The following is a 17,385-nucleotide window of genomic DNA, read 5'->3' on the forward strand; positions in this document are numbered from 1 at the left end:
TCCTATGCCTCTTTCTTGCGCCAGATGAACTCGTGGATGTCGTGGTCGAGGTCCAGGCCGCGGGCTTCGAACTTGGTCGTCGGTCGGTCGAGAAGCATGGGGGATTCCGGCCACGGCCAGGCGATGGGCTCGAGCGTCGGCTCGACATCGCGAAGTTCTTCGATCCACTCGGCGTAGTCCGCGTGGTCGGTGGCGGCGTGGAAAATGCCGCCGGGCTTCAGACGCGAAGAGATCAGGCGCAACGTGCCGGACTGCACAATGCGGCGCTTGTGATGGCGTGCCTTCGGCCACGGGTCCGGGAAGAACAGGCGCACGCCGGCCAGCGACTCCGGCTCGATCATGCGCTGCAAAACCTCGACGCCGTCGCCGCGGACCATGCGGATGTTCGACACCTCATTGCGCACGGTGGCAGAGAGCAGTTTCGCGAGGCCAGGGCGGTAAAGCTCAACTGCGATGATGTTGTGGTCCGGTTCTTGCGGAGCCATAGCCACGGTGGACGTGCCGGTGCCGCACCCAATCTCGACGATGGTCGGGCCCTTGCGGCCGAACCATTCCTCCACGTCGATGACTTCGTCGGAGAGGACCTTGCCGTAAGTGTCCCAGTTGTCTTCCCAGATTTTTTCCTGGTTGGGGGTCAAAGTGCCGCGGCGGAAGGACAGATTGCCGATGCGCGGGTAGTCAAGACCGTCGTCGAATTGGGTCTTTTCCGGACGACCTGCAGGCAATTCGCCCTTCTTCGGCTGGCGCTCATGCGGCTGTTCCGCCTGCTCGTCTCCGTGAGTTGGCAATGGTTCAGATTCCTGCGAAACCGCAGGCTGTTCGATATTTTCAGAATAATCAGAAGTAGTCACGTTCCCTATTGTCCACGACATCGGCCAACTATCCAATCATTGCCCCTAGGATTTTTGTTGTTGTCCTGGCGGTTTCACTTCGGTTGACGATGACGCGTCGTCCCGAACTGGCGGCACGGCGAGGCAAGTTGTTTTGCCGACTTGCCGAATCCGCGGTCCGCTGTAGGCTGAACGCGAAGCCGCGCTTATTCGTTGGTTGAAGCGGTGCTTGGGGTCTGCCTAACGCAGTGTTTCAGGGCGCGGATTCTGGCCCACGGGCCGTATGGGGGGTTACGCAGGTTTTTAACTAAACCACGCAGGGGATTTATGGGAGGGGACTAGGCCGAATGGACCTTATTTCCGCAAGTGACGTCACGGAAACAACACAGCCGTCAACAGGATCTACATCGTCGTCGTTGCGCGCCGCTGTGGTGGACTGGCTGTCAGCACGGCAGGTCGCGCACTCGGACACCACACACACGAGCGGTGCGGAGGTGTGCGTCGCCAAGGCGCTTGAGCGCGAGAAACGGCCATCGATAATCTGCGCGCGATTGCGCAGGGGCGTGCGCGAAACCGCTGTGCGCGAGGCGTTTTCGCAATGTCACGAGGAGCTGGCCGACAAGCTGTCCGCCCCTGTCGCGCTGGTCATCGAGCAACAACCGATTCGCCATTCGCTTGCCGACGAGTATTGCGACATCGCCACAAACGAGACAGCTGAACACACCTTTTTGTTCAGCTCCGCGTTACGGAAGATTGCTGAACGCCGCGGTGTGAAAGGCGGATCACGCAATGATGACGGGCTACTCGCAGTGCAGTTGACTGAGATTGCGGCGGCCTTTCCCGCTGCTAGAGACAGCCTGGAGGAGCTGTTATGGCAGCACCGGACGTAGTTGAGCCACGCCCGGTCTCGGCCGAGGGGCCGGAGCAGCCACCGCTACTTGTCACCAAAGCCGGGGACACAGCGGACCGCGCGGACTTCTCGCAGATTGTTGATACTGCGACTCCGCCACGTCGCCTGGAGTTTGTGGATAAACGCAGCGCCGTGGTGCTCTATGTTGCAGACAGCGAGGTGCAGCCCACGCGGGAGTGCGTCAGCACGGTTGCAGCCATTAGCCAAGCCACCGGCCGTGTTGCAGTTGGCCTGATTGGCAATGGTGAGTATGCCGAGGCCTGGCGTCAGGAAATCGACAGCACAATCCCGATGGGAGCGCTGGACGGGAGGATGGCCAGAACCCTGGTTCTGCTGGCAGAAGGCCCGCCCAGAAACCCGGGGGAAACACTGAGTGCGCGCCGGGCTCGAAATGTGCGAGCTCAGCTGGCACAGGAGCGATCGCGCGGAGCCGGGGCGGCGGCGCGATTGCAGCGGAAGATGCAGTTGGCAGCTGAGAGTGCAGTGCGGGATGCACTCCAGGAGGTGGCTGACGGCCCCGCAGGTGATCAGGCGGAACTTCAGGGTCGTGCCGAGGTCGCAGCGACGCGGCTGCAACAGCGGTGTGGCGACGAATTGGGCCTTCGTGTGGAAGTCTCAGTGCCCGCTCCAGCAAGCCCGGCGCGCCCCAGTTATGCCATGGACGCTCTGGTGGCGGTGGCATCGCTTGGCGTGGCGGTCGGTGCAGTGCGGATCGTCCACGGATTGCTGATGTGGATTGGGGTGCCGACGCTTGCGGCGCAGCTGGTCGCACTTGCAATAGGCCTCGGTGTTGCGGTGGTGGCGGTGGGCGCAACGATTCGTCGTAACGCACGCCAACGCACCGCGCAGTGGCGGGCAAATTACCTTGCCCATCTGCGACGAAGATGGACACAGTCCGTGGAGATGACGGTGCGTGAGGCCCTTGGTGCGCGGGGTCCGGGATGGCGAATAGAGCAGCTGGCGGAGTACACCGGAACGCCTGCACGATAGCTGTGACAGCGAAGAGAAATAGGGGGATATCACGATGGATGAGTTTTCTTTACTGCAGTACTTTTCCGATCAACCCGCGTCCGATGGCGGGGTGGAGGCGCGTTCGCTCGCTACTCCGTGTGGTTTGGAGGCGGCGACACCGATTGATGGGCAGTCGGCGGACGTTGGTGGCGCCGGGCTGGTTGTGGAGGTCGATGGGCAGCTCTACGACCTCGGCGACGACGAGGGGTCAATCACGCTTGCCGACGATTCCGGGTTGTCAATCTATTCAGATCTGGACGGTGACGGCACGGTGGATCACGTTACGACGGTCCGTTTTGACGGCACTTGGGAGTCTTGGAGCAGTGATGATGTGAGGGCTGCTGACGCGATGGGCGGAGCAGCGGTGGAACCGGCATCAGTCGCGGGGAAGTGGGATGCGTACTCATGGGAACAATCCGCTCGGGGCAGCTGGGACTAACGACTTTGGAACCACTGCGCGCGGGGGTACCCGTGTCTCGGTTGCTTACAAATGGGGGTAACTGCCCCCAAGGGGTTAATGGTTGTCAATTTATGTGGTGAGGCTGGCCTTATTCACTGGTTATGGCCGTAAATGAACAGGTCGCAAGAATGGGGCGAGGAAAATTAATTGTTGTAAAGCTGTGATGTAACGGCTTGCAAATGCGGGAACGAGCAGATTGTCGATGTGGGGCCCGGCAACTTTCGGTATCCCCCGGTAGCCTTAAATTAAGACGCGAATCAATGAGTCAGGAGAACTGATGTCCGCACCTTCTATTCCTGGTCTCGAGGGCCAGGCCCCGACCGAGAACGCCGAACTGCTGCGCTGGATTGCTGAGGTCGTAGAACTGACCCAGCCAGACAAGGTTGTCTTTGCTGATGGCTCGGAAGAAGAGTGGAACCGCCTTACCCAGGACCTGGTTGATAAGGGAACTCTTATCAAGCTGAATGAGGAAAAGCGCCCGAACTCTTTCCTTGCCCGCTCTAACCCGAAGGACGTTGCTCGTGTGGAGTCCCGCACGTTCATCGCTTCTGAAAAGGAAGAGGACGCTGGCCCGACCAACAACTGGGCGGATCCGGTCGAGCTGAAGAAGGAAATGACCGAGCACTACCGCGGTTCCATGAAGGGCCGCACCATGTTCGTCGTTCCGTTCTGCATGGGTCCGATCACCGACCCGGAGCCGAAGCTGGGTGTTCAGCTGACCGACTCGGAGTACGTGGTTCTCTCTATGCGAATCATGACCCGCATGGGTCAGGATGCCCTGGACAAGATTGGCCCGGACGGAGACTTCGTCCACGCTCTGCACTCCGTTGGCGCTCCGCTGGAGGAGGGCCAGGAGGACGTTGCATGGCCGTGCAACGATGAGAAGTACATCACCCAGTTCCCGGAGACCAAGGAGATTTGGTCCTACGGTTCCGGCTACGGCGGAAACGCCATCCTGGCCAAGAAGTGCTACGCACTGCGTATCGCTTCGGTCATGGCCAAGGAAGAGGGCTGGATGGCTGAGCACATGCTCATCCTGAAGCTCACCAATCCGGAGGGCAAGGCCTACCACATCGCCGCTGCATTCCCGTCTGCATGTGGTAAGACCAACCTGGCTATGCTGACTCCGACCATCGAGGGCTGGAAGGCCGAGGTCGTCGGCGACGACATTGCATGGCTGAAGTTTGGTGAGGACGGTCGCCTGTACGCTGTTAACCCGGAGAACGGCTTCTTCGGTGTTGCGCCGGGCACCAACTACTCCTCCAACCCGAACGCCATGAAGACCATGGAGGCCGGTAACACCCTGTTCACCAACGTCGCACTGACCGACGATGGTGACGTCTGGTGGGAAGGCATGGAAGGCAAGCCGGATCACCTCATTGACTGGAAGGGCAATGACTGGACTCCGGATTCCGACGAGCTGTCCTCGCACCCGAACTCCCGTTACTGCACCCCGATCTCGCAGTGCCCGGTCGCCGCACCGGAGTACGACGACCCGCAGGGTGTCCCGATCGACGCCATCCTGTTCGGTGGCCGCCGCCCGGACACTGTGCCGCTGGTGACCCAGGCACTGTCCTGGAACCACGCAACCTTCATCGGTGCAACCCTGGCTTCCGGCCAGACCGCTGCTTCCGCTGAGGCCAAGGTCGGCTCCCTGCGCCACGACCCGATGGCAATGCTGCCGTTCATTGGCTACAACGTCGGTGACTACCTGCAGCACTGGATTGACATGGGCGCCAAGGGCGGCGACAAGATGCCAGAGGTCTTCCTGGTTAACTGGTTCCGCCGTGGCGAAGACGGCCGCTTCCTGTGGCCGGGCTTCGGTGACAACTCTCGCGTTCTCAAGTGGATCATCGACCGCATTGAGGGCCGTGTTGGCGCCAAGGAGACCGTTGTTGGTCACACCGCTAAGGCAGAGGACCTGGACCTGACTGGCCTGGACATCGACTTCGCCGATGTCAAGGAAGCCCTGAAGGCACCGGCTGCTAAGTGGCAGGGTGACCTGCCGGACAACGAGGAGTGGCTGAAGTTCCTCGGCGACCGCGTTCCGCAGGAAGTCTGGGACGAGTTCGAGGCTCTGAAGGCTCGTATCGAGAAGAGCCTGCAGGACTAAGATCTTGCTAGCTAGCCTTGCGAAAAGCTAGAACATAGAACCACCCCCTTGTTGCCCGAAGCGGCTGGCAAGGGGGTGGTTTGTGCAGTACAACGATGAAGGGTGACACGCAATGCAATTAACGCTTTTCTCTGATTTGAGCCTGCGTGTCATCACTTTGATGGCGATGGGGGAGCCGGGGCGCAAATACACCGCTGCCGAGGTGGCGGAGTCTCTCAATGCGTCTCGCGCGCATGTTTCCAAGGTTGTCTCGCGACTTGTGGAGCTCGGCTTCTTGGAGGCGGTCAAGGGGCGCAATGGTGGCATCTATCTGCGCGAGTCGGCTACGGAAAAATCCGTCGGCAAGCTGCTGCGCACTCTGGAAAACAATGAGGTCGTCGATTGTGTCGGCACTGACTGCCCATTACTGCCGACGTGCCTGTTGCGTGGCAAGTTAGCGGCTGCGCAGGAGGCGTTCTTCGCCGCACTGGATCCAGTGTTGATTGCTGATCTCATTCCGCACAAATCGGCTAATGGTGTGGATGCCAATCGCCCCGAGGGAGGCGGTTCGCAGGGGAGTACCCAGCTCAATATTTGTCCGGTTTAGGTGCAGAGCTGAAGGTCTAACCGCGGGTTGAAAAAGCTAAAAACGGTGCTGTCGAAGTTTTCTGGTGAAATTTTCGGCATCGCCATTTGTGCAGTTCAAGGCGGGTAAAACTCAACCGCAAAGAGTAGTTAGGGACATCATTGGGCAATAATACGCAAACGGAATACGCAATATAGTGTTATTGTGAAGTCATGCCAAACCTGAATGTCAACAAGAACGGCCTGACTCCAGAGCAGGCTGAAATCGTCACTCAAACCCTGCCCGTTGTCGGTGCCAACATCGAGAAAATCACGCCGAACTTCTATAACCGGATGTTCGCTGCTCACCCGGAGCTCATTGCCGATACCTTCAACCGCGGCAACCAGAAGCAGGGTGCTCAGCAGAAGGCGCTGGCGGCATCCGTCGCTACCTTCGCAGCTACCCTGGTCGACCCAGATGCTCCCGCCCCGGAAGAACTGCTTTCCCGCATCGGCCACAAGCACATCTCCGTTGGCATCAAGCCGGAGCAGTACCCAATCGTACACAAGCACCTCTTCGATGCCATCGAGGAAATCCTCACCCCAGAGGTCTTTCAGGGAGCTGTCCGCGACGCGTGGGATGCCGTCTACCTGGAGATGGAGCGTGTTCTCATCAACTTCGAGAAGGGGCTCTATGACGACCTCGGTGTCGAAGCAGGCGATGTCTTCCGCGCCGCTCATGTCGTCTCTCGTGAAGAGCGCGGTGATGACGTCGCAGTGTTCTCCGTCAAGCTTGACGACGAAACCCCCGTTTCCTACCTCCCGGGACAGTACATCTCCGTACGTCAGACCATGCCGGACGGCGCCGGCCAGCTACGGCAATACTCTCTGGTCGGCGGCGAGGAAGGTGTTCTGACCTTCGCGGTTCGTCGTGTCGATGCCTCTGAGGACCTACCGGCTGGCGAAGTTTCCACACAGCTGTGGGAAAAGGTGCAGCCGGGCGATGCGATCGAAATTTCTCTGCCTGCAGGTGACCTGGTGTTGGATACAAAGTCCGATGACCCGGTAGTGCTCATTTCCGCAGGTATTGGCGCCACCCCCATGATTGGCATGCTGGATGCCCTGGTGGCAGCCGACTCCAAGCGTGATGTCGTCGTCCTCCACGCGGACCGCGCAGAAGCCGCAGATGCCCTGCGCGCAGAACGCAATAACGCAGTCTCTGCACTGGCCAATGCCCACCAGCAGGTGTGGTACGAGCCGGATTTGATGAATCTGGCTGATACGGAGCTGCCGGAGGGCGCTCAGTTCTACCTCTGTGGTGGCAATGGTTTCCTGCAGGCCATTCGCCAGCAGCTCGCCGATCGCGGCGTTGCTCGCGAAAACGTTCACTTCGAGCTGTTCAGCCCGAACGATTGGCTGCTAGACGCTTAGCGTCACAACTGCGCCGTCGTCACAAATAAAGCCGAATGACCAGCCGCGATATATGCTCGGGCTGGTCATTTTTTCGGGTGTACATGGCAAGTCGGAGGGGACTAGCCATTTTTGAGTGTGCGTTATTTCTCGTTTTCGCTGTTTTTGTAAATCTTATAAAGCAGCACAATTGCAGTGATTAACAATGCAGGAATAATCAAAAGTACTGCAATAATGACGATCGAGAGTAAAATTTCACCGATTCCCATTGTAAAAATCACCTACTTTTTAATTTGAACGCAAGCGTAATTTCCCCAAACTCCGCCAACTAAAACTCGGCCGCAAAAACTGCTTTGATTATCAATATCTTCATTCAGCTCGAAACGGTGGCTTGTTCGGATCGGTGCACAATTTGGCCCCGCTTCTTTAGTTTTGCGGATTCCATTTTGATAGTATGCAATTTCAAATTTATCCACGCAGGCATTGCTGGGTGACGTACTGACGGTGTTGTAAGCAACACCTGCACTATCTACATGGTTACTCTTTCCGTTAACCGTGAGTGTGTTAGTGGCGCCAGCGCCACCGGGAGCCCAGGTTGTTCCGTCCGCACTTCTGAAGGTGCCAGTGATGTTTTTTTGAGGCGTTGGCGCGGTAGCTGTGGATTCGAGATGCCATTTAGCGGGTGCAGCATACGCGAAAGATGGTGTGAGTGACGTGAGCAGGATTGTAGCTACTCCAAAAAAACTTTAGATGGTTTGCGCAAAGTTTGCCTTTCGGAAGAGTATTGGTGTGGTTCATAAATCACTAATAATACAAATGAGCCCTATTAGTGATATTAATTTTTTGAATTTCCACTGTCGCGAACGATAGTCGATATAGCTGGAAAGTCAATAGTTTTGCTGGAAGGTAGCTAAATGGCTACCTTAATATTTGGGTAAGTGCGTGGATGGGCTACCTGTTGATATGGAACATTTCTACATTTATGGATAGGGGAGTCTGATAGCGGTTACATTGACTCTGACAACTCCGCAACGACATCGCCCGCATATTGATCCTCGCACTGAGAAAAAGCAATACCCGCCCATAAGTTGAGATATTCAGGATCGCTGGTCTTATTCGCTGCGCCGCGAATCGGCGTGGTCAAGTAGTGCAATTGCGGGTAAAGCTCCGGCGCGACCCTAGAAAACTCCCGGGTAAACGTGTTCTCAATTGCCCGCGCGGGCTTGCCGGAAAAGGCGTGGGTCAAAACGGTGTCGCGCTCCGTGAGCTCACGCAATGCCCGTAGGTGCGTCTCCTTCGTACCCGCCTCTGCGGTGGTGAGGAACCGTGTGCCAACTTGTACAGCCGTCGCACCAGCTTCCACAAGCTTGACGACGTCCTCTCGGTGGCCCACCCCACCAGCGGCGATGATGGGTGCATCGGTAACTGCACTCGCCTCGGTGACCGCTTGGGCGAGCTCTTCTACAGAGGCCCCAATGTTGTCGGACGAGTCTTTACCCCTCACGAATGCACGATGGCCACCCGCGGCTAGTCCTTGCAGAACAATGCGATCAGCGCCAGCTACAGCCGCCGCCCGCACCCCCTCGATCGAGGTCGCATTCAGCACCACTTTGCGGCCAGATTCCTTTACCCGAGCAACGACTTCTTTATCTGGATAGCCAAAGGTGAAGGAGACGAACTCCAGCGCATCGGGGTTGGGCAGAAAATCATCAGCGAGAATTGCCTCGATTTTCGCCGAGAAGTAGTCATCTGACCAGGTCGGAGTGTCAGGCAAGTCGATGTCGAAGTGGTCTGCCGCAGGCCTTAAGCGGTCGCGAAACGTGGTCCACTGCGCAAGCTCCTCCTCGGAGGTTCCGCCACCGGCGTCAGCCGTGTTGAGGCAGAAGAGGTTGATGCCGAAACCTTTGCCCTCGTCAAGCAGCGCGCACGTCTGCCGTGCCTGTTCAGTGAGCTTTTCAACAGTGAGATATCCAGCGGCAAGCGTGCCGACCCCACCAGCATTGGAAACTGCAGCGACGAGTTCGGGCGTGGATGGACCACCGGCCATCGGTGCCAAGATGATTGATGAGCGTCGAAGGTCTTCGGTTGACTGCGAGGTTGTACTGCTCATAGAACGAGAGTAACACTAAGGCCGGATTCCCCCATGTGGGAGAACCCGACCAATGCCGACGAACGGCGTTGCGCAATAGACTCCGCGCTACCCGCTACCGCCTCAAGAACTACTTATTGCTCTCCGGCGGATCCAGCGGCATACCCTGGCCGGCGCGGTAGAACGGGATGTCCTGCGGTGCCAGCGGGGTCTTACCGGCGATGAGGTCAGCGGCCTTTTCGGCAATCATCATGGTTGGTGCGTAGATATTGCCGTTGGTGATGCCCGGCATGACCGAAGCGTCAACTACGTAGAGGCCCTCGGTGCCGTGGACCTGCATGGTCTCCGGATCGACCACGGCCATCTCGTCGGAGGCCGGACCCATCTTGCAGGTGCAGGATGGGTGCAGTGCGGTCTCGGCATCCTTGCGGACCCACTCAAGAATTTCCTCGTCGGTCTGCACATCCGCGCCCGGGGAAATCTCACCGTCGGTGTACTCCTTCATTGCTGGAGTGTCCAGCAGCTTACGGGAGACCTTGACAGCCTCGACCCATTCACGGCGGTCCTGGTCAGTGGACAGGTAGTTGAACAGAATCGACGGCTTGACCTTGATGTCCGAGGATGTGATGTGGACATGGCCACGGGCGTCCGAGTACATCGGACCAACGTGGAACTGGAAACCGTGGGGGCTATCGATCTTCGTGCCGTCGTAACGCATGGCCAGCGGCAGGAAGTGGAACATCAGGTTCGGGTAGGGCTCGTTGTCGTTGGAGCGTGCGAAACCGCCGCCTTCGAAGTGCGACGTTGCCACTGGACCCTTGTGGGTGAGCAGCCACCACAGGCCGATGAACGGCCAACGCCACTTCTCCAGGTACGGCTGTGAAGACACAGGCTGGGTGGCGTTGTACTGAATGTAGACCTCCAGGTGGTCCTGCAGGTTCTCGCCGACACCAGGCAGGTGCTTGACGACGTTCACTCCGGCGGCATTCAGAATCTTCTCATCGCCAACGCCGGAGACCTCGAGCAGCTGCGGAGAGTTGAAAGCGCCACCACAGAGGATGACCTTGTCTGCTCGCACCTGGTGAGTGCGACCCTTCCAGGTGTACTCAATGCCGACGGCCTTGGTGCCCTCGAAGAGGACGCGGGTGGCTTCTGCGCGGGTGCGGAGTTCCAGATTCGGACGCTGCAGGGCCGGGTGCAGGTATGCACGAGCTGCGGAGAGACGGCGGCCCTTGTCGATGTTTGCGTCGAAGGGACCGAAGCCCTCCTGGCGGTAGCCGTTGACGTCCGGAGTGTAGTTGTAACCAGCCTGCTGGACCGACTTAAAGAAGGCCTTGAACAGCGGAGAATCGGCCGGACCGCGCTTCATACGCAGCGGGCCGTCGTGGCCGCGGCGTGGGTCGTCCTTGTCAGAGCCCAGCGCATTTTCCATGCGCTTGAAGTACGGCAGAACATGGTTCCAACCCCAGTTCTCCAGCCCCTTGGTGTCGCCCCACTTGTCGTAGTCCATCGGGTTACCGCGCTGGTAGATCTGGCCGTTGATGGAGGAGGAGCCGCCGACGACCTTGCCGCGGGCATGGTAGATGCGGCGACCGTTCATCTCCGGTTCCGGCTCGGATTCGTACTTCCAGTCGTAGTACTTGTTGCCGATTGGGAAGGAGAATGCCGAAGGCATGTGAATGTAGAGGTCCCAGAGGGAGTCCATACGGCCGGCCTCGAGTACGAGCACGTGCTGAGTGTGGTCTGCGGACAGCCGGTTGGCCAGCACAGAGCCGGCAGAGCCCGCGCCAACGATGACGACGTCGCGGTGTTCGACTGTGGTGTTGCCATTCTTTTTACCGAAGTTGAAGACAGCCGGGAAAGCTCCCATGTTCTGGTGTACCTCCGTAGGTTGTTTGCCGATGTATATCGGAATGGGTTTCAAGGAGTGCGATAAGCCTCAAGTAATATTTAAAGGCGGGCCCTATATATTGATATTGGAATAAGTGGCCGGAGACGTATCTCAAATCCCCTTCACCTATATAGAATGGCACACAATTGGTATTCAATTCCAGTTCGGATGATTTTAGACGCCTTGAAAACTGGGTAAATATGCAGGTGAAGGTGTTGATGTTGGAATTGGAGAATTCTTCTGAATCGATTCTCAGACTTGAGGGATTATTCAAACTAGGTATGCTGGGTTAGTTCCCGAATCTGAAGGATTTTCCTATGTCTGATACTCCGCCAACTGAGAAGGTAACGGAGGAAAAATCTGAATCGTCGCAAGAAATGCAGCGATCGCAGTCGGTCCCTCCACAACAAGCGCAAGCGAGTGCGACCTCTGAGCCTGAGGTCAACTGGCCTGTATTTATTATTTCAGGCGTTGGTATTCTCGCCATTGCCCTGTGGGCTATTTTTGCTCCGGACAATGCAGCGGGCACCCTAGCGGGCATTGTCGCCTGGGTATCGAAGAACTTCGGCTGGTTCTATATTGTGACCGCGACGGTGGCAGTGCTCTTCATGCTCTACGTCGCTATCTCGCGAACAGGGCAGATTAAGCTCGGCCCCGATCACGCCAAGCCTCAGTTTGGTCTGTTTTCCTGGGCTTCCATGCTCTTTGCCGCGGGTATCGGCATTGACCTGCTCTTCTTCTCGGTAGCAGAGCCGGTGGCACAGTACTATGGCCCGCCGACTGGAGACGCGGAGACCATCGAAGCTGCACGTCAGGCAGTGGTGTTCACGCTTTTCCACTATGGCGTGACCGGTTGGGCACTCTACGCCCTGATGGGTATGGCATTCGGCTACTTCGCCTATCGCCTCAATATGCCGCTGACCATTCGTTCGGCGCTCTATCCGATTATCGGCAAGCGCATCCATGGCCCCGCTGGTGAAGCAGTCGAAATCGCGGCGATGCTGGGTACCGTTTTCGGTGTCGCAACCTCGCTCGGTATCGGCGTCGTCCAGCTGAATTACGGCCTGCGCGTGCTGTTCGGGGTGGATGAGAGTACGTCCTGGCAGATCGCTCTGATCGTCGTGGCTGTATCGGTGGCTATCGCCTCCGCAGTTTCCGGTGTTGATAAGGGAATTCGTCGTCTCTCGGAGCTCAACGTTGGCCTGGCCATCTGCTTGATGCTCTACATCCTGATTACCGGCCGCACTGCGTTCCTGTTTGACGCACTGGTGATGAACGTCGGTGAGTACGTCTCGAAGTTCCCGTCCATGACTATGGATACTTACGCGTTCTCCGGTGCACAGGAATGGTTGAACTCCTGGACCCTGTTCTTCTGGGCTTGGTGGGTGGCCTGGGCACCGTTCGTCGGTTTGTTCCTGGCCCGTATTTCCCGTGGCCGTAGCCTGCGCCAGTTTGTCGTCGGCACGCTGACCATTCCATTCCTCTTCGTCCTGATGTGGGTGTCGGTATTCGGTAACTCGGCGCTGGACCTGGTCATCAATGGCGATTCGGAGTTTGGCCAGACTGCACTGGATTACCCGGAGCGTGCCTTCTACCTGCTGCTGGAGCAGTACCCGGCGCCGATGATGGTGGCTGCAGTCGCATCTCTGATTGGCCTGTTGCTCTACATCACCTCGGCGGACTCGGCGGCACTGGTGATGAGTAACTTCACTTCGAAGATCACCGACACACAGCAGGACGGTAAGAAGTGGACCCGTATTTTCTGGGCTGTCGTGGTCGGTGTGCTGACCATCTCCATGCTCTATGTCGGTGGTATTCCGACGCTGCAGTCGGCAACGATTGTGATGGGTCTGCCGTTTGCCTTTGTCATCTATCTGGTGATGTATGGCCTGTTTAAGTCGCTGCGACTGGAGCTGTTGCAACAGGATTCGACACGTCGAGCCCTCCACGGGGCGATGTCGGGCCGCGCCGTAGATGGCCGACAGGGCGACTGGCGCAATCGACTTGCCCGCTCCATGTCCTTCCCGGGCAAGAAGCCAGTCATGCGCTACCTCGACCGAGTGGTGCAGCCCGCACTTGAACAGGTGGCAGATGCTATCAGGGAACGTGGCGGTGAAGTGACGCTGCACCGTGAACCAGCAGAAGAAGTCGGCATCGACCAGATTGACCTGCAGGTCGGATTCGGCGAGGAGATGAGCTTCCGATACCAGGTCTATCCGGTTGAACACTTGACGCCGTCCTTTGCCGGCCTGGTACACCTGGACAGTGACGCCGACATTTACTACTACCGCCTCGAGGTATTCACACTGACCGGCTCTCTTGGCTACGACGTTTACGGCTACACCCAAGAGCAGCTGATTTCCGATGTCCTCGATCTCTACGAACGGCACCTGGAGTTCCTGCATATGCAGGCTGATCTCCCGGGCACCTCAGATCTGTCCGATAATGCCGAACCTGTCCGCGAATGGTCTGATGACTACGCCAAGGAGGATTCCTAAATGACCTTTGAGCCTTCCACTACTGATAAGGCCCTCGCACCCGAGACCGCCAAAGCCCACGAAGGCGCGGCCACGCTGTTCATCAACGGTGCCTGGTCCGCTGCAGCCGCTGGCAACACTCGCACTATTGAGTGCCCGGCCGATGGCTCTTTCATCGCCGAAGTTGCGGAAGCAGACGCGACCGACACCGAGCGCGCCATCGCCGCCGCCGACGCTGCTTTCCGACGTACCGGAGAAGGTTCCTGGGCATCCTGGAGCACAGCTGAGCGCAGCAGGTTGGTACTCGACATCGGTGCTGCCATCAGGCAGCGTAAGGATGAATTTGCCTGGGCAGAGGCTATGGATACCGGCAAGCGCCTGCCTGAGGCGGCAGCCGATATGGATGACATCATCGCCTGCTTCGAGTACTTCGGTAAGCTCGCGGGCAATGATGCCGGTCGTCTCGTGGATGCGGATGACCCGTCCGTCGTCGCGCGTATTGTGCGTGAACCTGTCGGTGTCTGTGGCCTGATCACGCCGTGGAACTACCCACTGCTGCAGACCGCATGGAAGGTCGCACCGTGCCTGGCCACGGGCAATACCTTTGTGCTCAAGCCGGCGGAGCTGACTCCGCACACAGCAATTCTGCTCATGCACGTCATCGATGATCTGGGTGTTCCGGCAGGTGTTGCCAACCTCATTACCGGCGCTGGCGCCGAAGCGGGCGCACCGTTGTCCTCGCATCCGAAGGTGGACATGGTCTCCTTCACTGGCGGTCTTGTCACTGGCAAGATTATTGCTGGTGAAGCAGCCAAGTCCGTGAAGAAGGTTGCACTTGAGCTCGGCGGCAAGAACCCGAACATCATCTTCGCCGACGCTGACTACGAAGCTGCTTTGGACAATGCCCTCAATGCTGCGTTCCTGCACTCCGGTCAGGTCTGCTCGGCGGGCGCTCGCTTGATTGTGGAGGAGTCCATCGCCGAGAAGTTTGTCGACGATTTGGTCGAGCGCGCCGGACACATCCAGCTCGGTGGTCCGCTCGACGAGAAGGCCGAGACCGGTGCGCTGATTTCGAAGCAGCATCTGGATAAGGTCGCGGCATACGTTGATCGGGCGCGTGAGCAGGGCGCTCGCGTGCGCGTGGGCGGCGAGATTGCCACCGGCGCCACCGCTGACGGTTCCGCCTCGCTTGCCGACGGCTACTTCTACCTCCCAACCGTGATTGACCAGGTCACTCGCGAGATGGACTGCGTTCACGACGAAGCCTTTGGCCCGGTGGTGACGGTGGAGACCTTCACCACGGTTGATGAGGCCATCGAGATTGGCAACGACACCGAATACGGCCTGGCCGGTGCGGTGTGGACATCCAACCGTGAGGTGTCTGAGCGCGTCTCCCGCGGGCTGCGCCACGGCACCGTCTGGATTAACGACTTTGGTCCCTACCTGCCACAGGCCGAATGGGGTGGCTTCGGCCAGTCCGGTATTGGCCGCGAGCTGGGCCCGACCGGCCTGGAAGAGTACACCGAAGCCAAGCTGGTCTACGAGAACACAGCGCCGGCTGTTACCGGTTGGTTCGAGGATCGTCGTTAAATAACTCGGCACAAGCCCGAGCAAAAATACGGGAAAACGACCCATCGGCCGTTATACTCACCGATTGAAAAAAATCGACTCTGCGCACAACTGCGATAAAGGTTTGCAGTTGTGCGCATTTTGTTCTCTAAAGGACATCTGCCGTGAACGCTACTATCCGCTCCGACAATGCCAGTTCCGCTGTTGCCGATAATTCCGCTGCTGTCTCGACTGCCAACACCGATGCTGCCAGCACCGCTGCGACTTTCACCCGCTTCACCCGGCGTCAGCATGTCATCGCTTGGGCGGTGCATGCCTTCACACTGACAGGTTTGGTGTGGGCGACGCTGGCTGTGGTCGCACTGCTGGAGAGTCGCCCACATTGGATGTGGCTCTGGTTGGGCATTGCCCTTGTCGTCGATGGTGTCGACGGCAATATGGCGCGTAAACATCACATCAAGGAAGTCGTCCCGTGGTTTAACGGCGCAGTGGTGGACAACATCGTCGACTATCTCACCTGGACCGCCATTCCCGCAGCTTTCATGGTCATGTACCTGCCGCTGGGGCCACGTCCATTGGCAATTTCCCTGATAATCCTGGTGCTGGTGTCATCGATGTTCTGCTATGCCAACGAAGCCGCCAAGTCCGGCGACTACTACTTCGTTGGTTTCCCCGCCGCGTGGAACATCGTGGCGGTTTTGCTGTGGGTATGGAACGCGCCCATGGCGGTGTGCATCGCTGCAATCTTTATCTTCAGCGCAATGACGCTGGTGCCGCTGCACTACACGCATCCATTCCGCGTGGAACGCGGCAGGATTGCCAACATTGCCGCAACGTTCATCTGGATTATTTCGACCGGTACTCTCATCGCAGGTGAGACGACGGCAGCGTCGTTAAGCAGTACAGCAGTTCACGGGCTTGTGGCTGTGAACGTTGCCGCCGGTGCCTGGCTGATTATTGGGGGAGTGCGGCGCTCGCTCAGCGGTCGCTAGCCGCCGCTGGTGGGTGGTTTTCGCAGGATTTCATAGATGACTCGGTCGCGCAGCCAGCGAACGTATTCAACGGCGCACGCCGCGACAATCAGCGCGATGACAAAGATGGTGACCCACACCGGATAATCGCGCCCGTTGGCCCAGAAGTAGACGTAGGGCGAGACGAAAGTCACTAGAGTGATCAGGAGCCCCAGCATTCTTCGGCCGAATGAGCGGCCGGTGATCATCTCGACAATTCCCCAGGTATAGGGGATAGCGGTAATGATGTCGATGCTCCACAGCACCCAGACATTGCCGTGGAATCCGGGGACAAAAACCACAGGTAGCGCGCGGAGCGAAGAGTAAACCATCACCACCAGATACGCGAGCACTTTCGGGTTATAGAGCAGGCGCCACACGGGGTTGCGCTCTATGAGTTTGGTTCCGACTTTGCGTAGTGCATGCAGGTTCTTGTGCTGCATGACCAGCGTATTCGTACCCTCCATCAGGTACGTCAGCAGTTTTTGCTGCTCGCGCGTACCGTGGGCCCAGGTCTGCACCAGCTCGGTCGGCGAAATGGCGATGGGCACCAGTGGTTCTCCGCGTTGCTTCATGGCATCGGGAAGCTCCAGGACATCGTCATCGAGCTTATCGACGGCCAGTGCCTCGCCCACCACATGAACGATGTCGCCGCCGAGGATGTTTCGTACCCTCTCCACGTCGCTGTGGGGCAGTGAGCTTAACCAGAGTAGCTGTCGGGAGGAAATCGCCATTCGCAAGGCGGTACCTAGAGCTTCTGCCGCGTCATCGATGGCATAAAAGTCCTGCACGTTGGTGTGGGCGAGTGAACGCAAGCTGTCGACTATTGCGACATTTTTGGCGTTGAGCTCGCTGAGACGGGCGACGCCGGAGATGTCAATGACCAGTTGTGGGTCAAGGGTGAAAGCGTGCGCAAAGGGCAGGTCGAGTATCGAGCGCATCGCAAGGAGCCGCTGGTGCCCAGCCAGGGCTGAATTCTGTGCGCTCATAGTGTTTAGCTTGCCACAACTTGCGTTTATCACCAGCAACTATACGGTTCGGTCTGTCTATTGGTAAGTGCTCTGCTCTGCGA

General features: G+C 58.2%; 14 protein-coding genes. 9 read left to right on the top strand and 5 right to left on the bottom strand.

Annotated elements, in window-relative coordinates:
* Positions 1 to 2 precede the first annotated feature (2 nt).
* Positions 3 to 851: a tRNA (guanosine(46)-N7)-methyltransferase TrmB gene (gene trmB, locus HMPREF2651_RS06085; RefSeq protein WP_246817338.1), complete on the bottom strand. Its 849-nt coding sequence runs from the start codon at positions 849 to 851 to the stop codon at positions 3 to 5.
* Positions 852 to 1,177: 326 nt separating this feature from the next.
* On the opposite strand from trmB, the gene HMPREF2651_RS06090 reads away from it, so the two are divergent.
* From HMPREF2651_RS06090 to HMPREF2651_RS06115, 6 genes are all read left to right on the top strand, one after another.
* On the top strand, positions 1,178 to 1,720 hold the full coding sequence (locus tag HMPREF2651_RS06090) for a hypothetical protein (RefSeq protein WP_038626924.1): 543 nt from the start codon (positions 1,178 to 1,180) through the stop codon (positions 1,718 to 1,720).
* The gene (locus tag HMPREF2651_RS06095) at positions 1,702 to 2,730 is read left to right on the top strand and encodes a hypothetical protein (RefSeq protein ID WP_049181818.1); all 1,029 of its coding nucleotides are present in this window, start codon (positions 1,702 to 1,704) and stop codon (positions 2,728 to 2,730) included. The genes HMPREF2651_RS06090 and HMPREF2651_RS06095 overlap by 19 nt, the downstream gene beginning before the upstream one ends.
* 34 nt (positions 2,731 to 2,764) lie before the next feature.
* Entirely contained in the window at positions 2,765 to 3,190 is a 426-nt protein-coding gene (locus HMPREF2651_RS06100; RefSeq protein WP_038626919.1) for a DUF6802 family protein, read from the top strand.
* 298 nt (positions 3,191 to 3,488) lie between these two features.
* The gene (locus tag HMPREF2651_RS06105) at positions 3,489 to 5,324 is read left to right on the top strand and encodes a phosphoenolpyruvate carboxykinase (GTP) (RefSeq protein ID WP_038626917.1); all 1,836 of its coding nucleotides are present in this window, start codon (positions 3,489 to 3,491) and stop codon (positions 5,322 to 5,324) included.
* A 112-nt stretch (positions 5,325 to 5,436) separates the two neighbouring features.
* The gene (locus HMPREF2651_RS06110) at positions 5,437 to 5,910 is read left to right on the top strand and encodes an RrF2 family transcriptional regulator (RefSeq protein ID WP_070586003.1); all 474 of its coding nucleotides are present in this window, start codon (positions 5,437 to 5,439) and stop codon (positions 5,908 to 5,910) included.
* Between the two features lie 191 nt (positions 5,911 to 6,101).
* A complete protein-coding gene (locus HMPREF2651_RS06115) occupies positions 6,102 to 7,298 on the top strand; it encodes a globin domain-containing protein (protein ID WP_049181815.1) in 1,197 nt (398 codons plus the stop codon).
* A gap of 260 nt (positions 7,299 to 7,558) precedes the next feature.
* Here the strand turns inward: HMPREF2651_RS06115 and HMPREF2651_RS10910 are convergent, their stop codons facing one another.
* The 3 genes from HMPREF2651_RS10910 to betA all read right to left on the bottom strand — a co-directional run bounded on the left by HMPREF2651_RS10910 (position 7,559) and on the right by betA (position 11,236).
* On the bottom strand, positions 7,559 to 7,753 hold the full coding sequence (locus tag HMPREF2651_RS10910; RefSeq protein ID WP_141746485.1) for a hypothetical protein: 195 nt from the start codon (positions 7,751 to 7,753) through the stop codon (positions 7,559 to 7,561).
* Positions 7,754 to 8,283: 530 nt separating this feature from the next.
* Positions 8,284 to 9,387 carry an NAD(P)H-dependent flavin oxidoreductase gene (locus tag HMPREF2651_RS06120; RefSeq protein ID WP_049181813.1) on the bottom strand — a complete coding sequence of 368 codons (1,104 nt, stop codon included), beginning with the start codon at positions 9,385 to 9,387 and terminating at the stop codon, positions 8,284 to 8,286.
* Between the two features lie 109 nt (positions 9,388 to 9,496).
* On the bottom strand, positions 9,497 to 11,236 hold the full coding sequence (gene betA, locus HMPREF2651_RS06125) for a choline dehydrogenase (protein WP_049181812.1): 1,740 nt from the start codon (positions 11,234 to 11,236) through the stop codon (positions 9,497 to 9,499).
* Positions 11,237 to 11,634: 398 nt separating this feature from the next.
* Here betA and betT point away from each other — a divergent pair, with 398 nt between their 5' ends.
* From betT to HMPREF2651_RS06140, 3 genes are all read left to right on the top strand, one after another.
* A complete protein-coding gene (betT, locus tag HMPREF2651_RS06130; RefSeq protein ID WP_371325852.1) occupies positions 11,635 to 13,755 on the top strand; it encodes a choline BCCT transporter BetT in 2,121 nt (706 codons plus the stop codon).
* Positions 13,756 to 15,324 carry an aldehyde dehydrogenase family protein gene (locus HMPREF2651_RS06135; RefSeq protein WP_049181809.1) on the top strand — a complete coding sequence of 523 codons (1,569 nt, stop codon included), beginning with the start codon at positions 13,756 to 13,758 and terminating at the stop codon, positions 15,322 to 15,324.
* Positions 15,325 to 15,467: 143 nt separating this feature from the next.
* Positions 15,468 to 16,295 carry a CDP-alcohol phosphatidyltransferase family protein gene (locus HMPREF2651_RS06140; protein WP_080972905.1) on the top strand — a complete coding sequence of 276 codons (828 nt, stop codon included), beginning with the start codon at positions 15,468 to 15,470 and terminating at the stop codon, positions 16,293 to 16,295.
* Here HMPREF2651_RS06140 and HMPREF2651_RS06145 read toward each other — a convergent pair.
* Entirely contained in the window at positions 16,292 to 17,302 is a 1,011-nt protein-coding gene (locus HMPREF2651_RS06145; RefSeq protein ID WP_049181808.1) for a hypothetical protein, read from the bottom strand. The two genes, HMPREF2651_RS06140 and HMPREF2651_RS06145, sit on opposite strands and share 4 nt — an antisense overlap.
* Positions 17,303 to 17,385 lie beyond the last annotated feature (83 nt).

The sequence above is a fragment of the Corynebacterium sp. HMSC063A05 genome, from assembly GCF_001809695.1.
GTDB classification, from domain to species: Bacteria; Actinomycetota; Actinomycetes; order Mycobacteriales; family Mycobacteriaceae; genus Corynebacterium; species Corynebacterium amycolatum.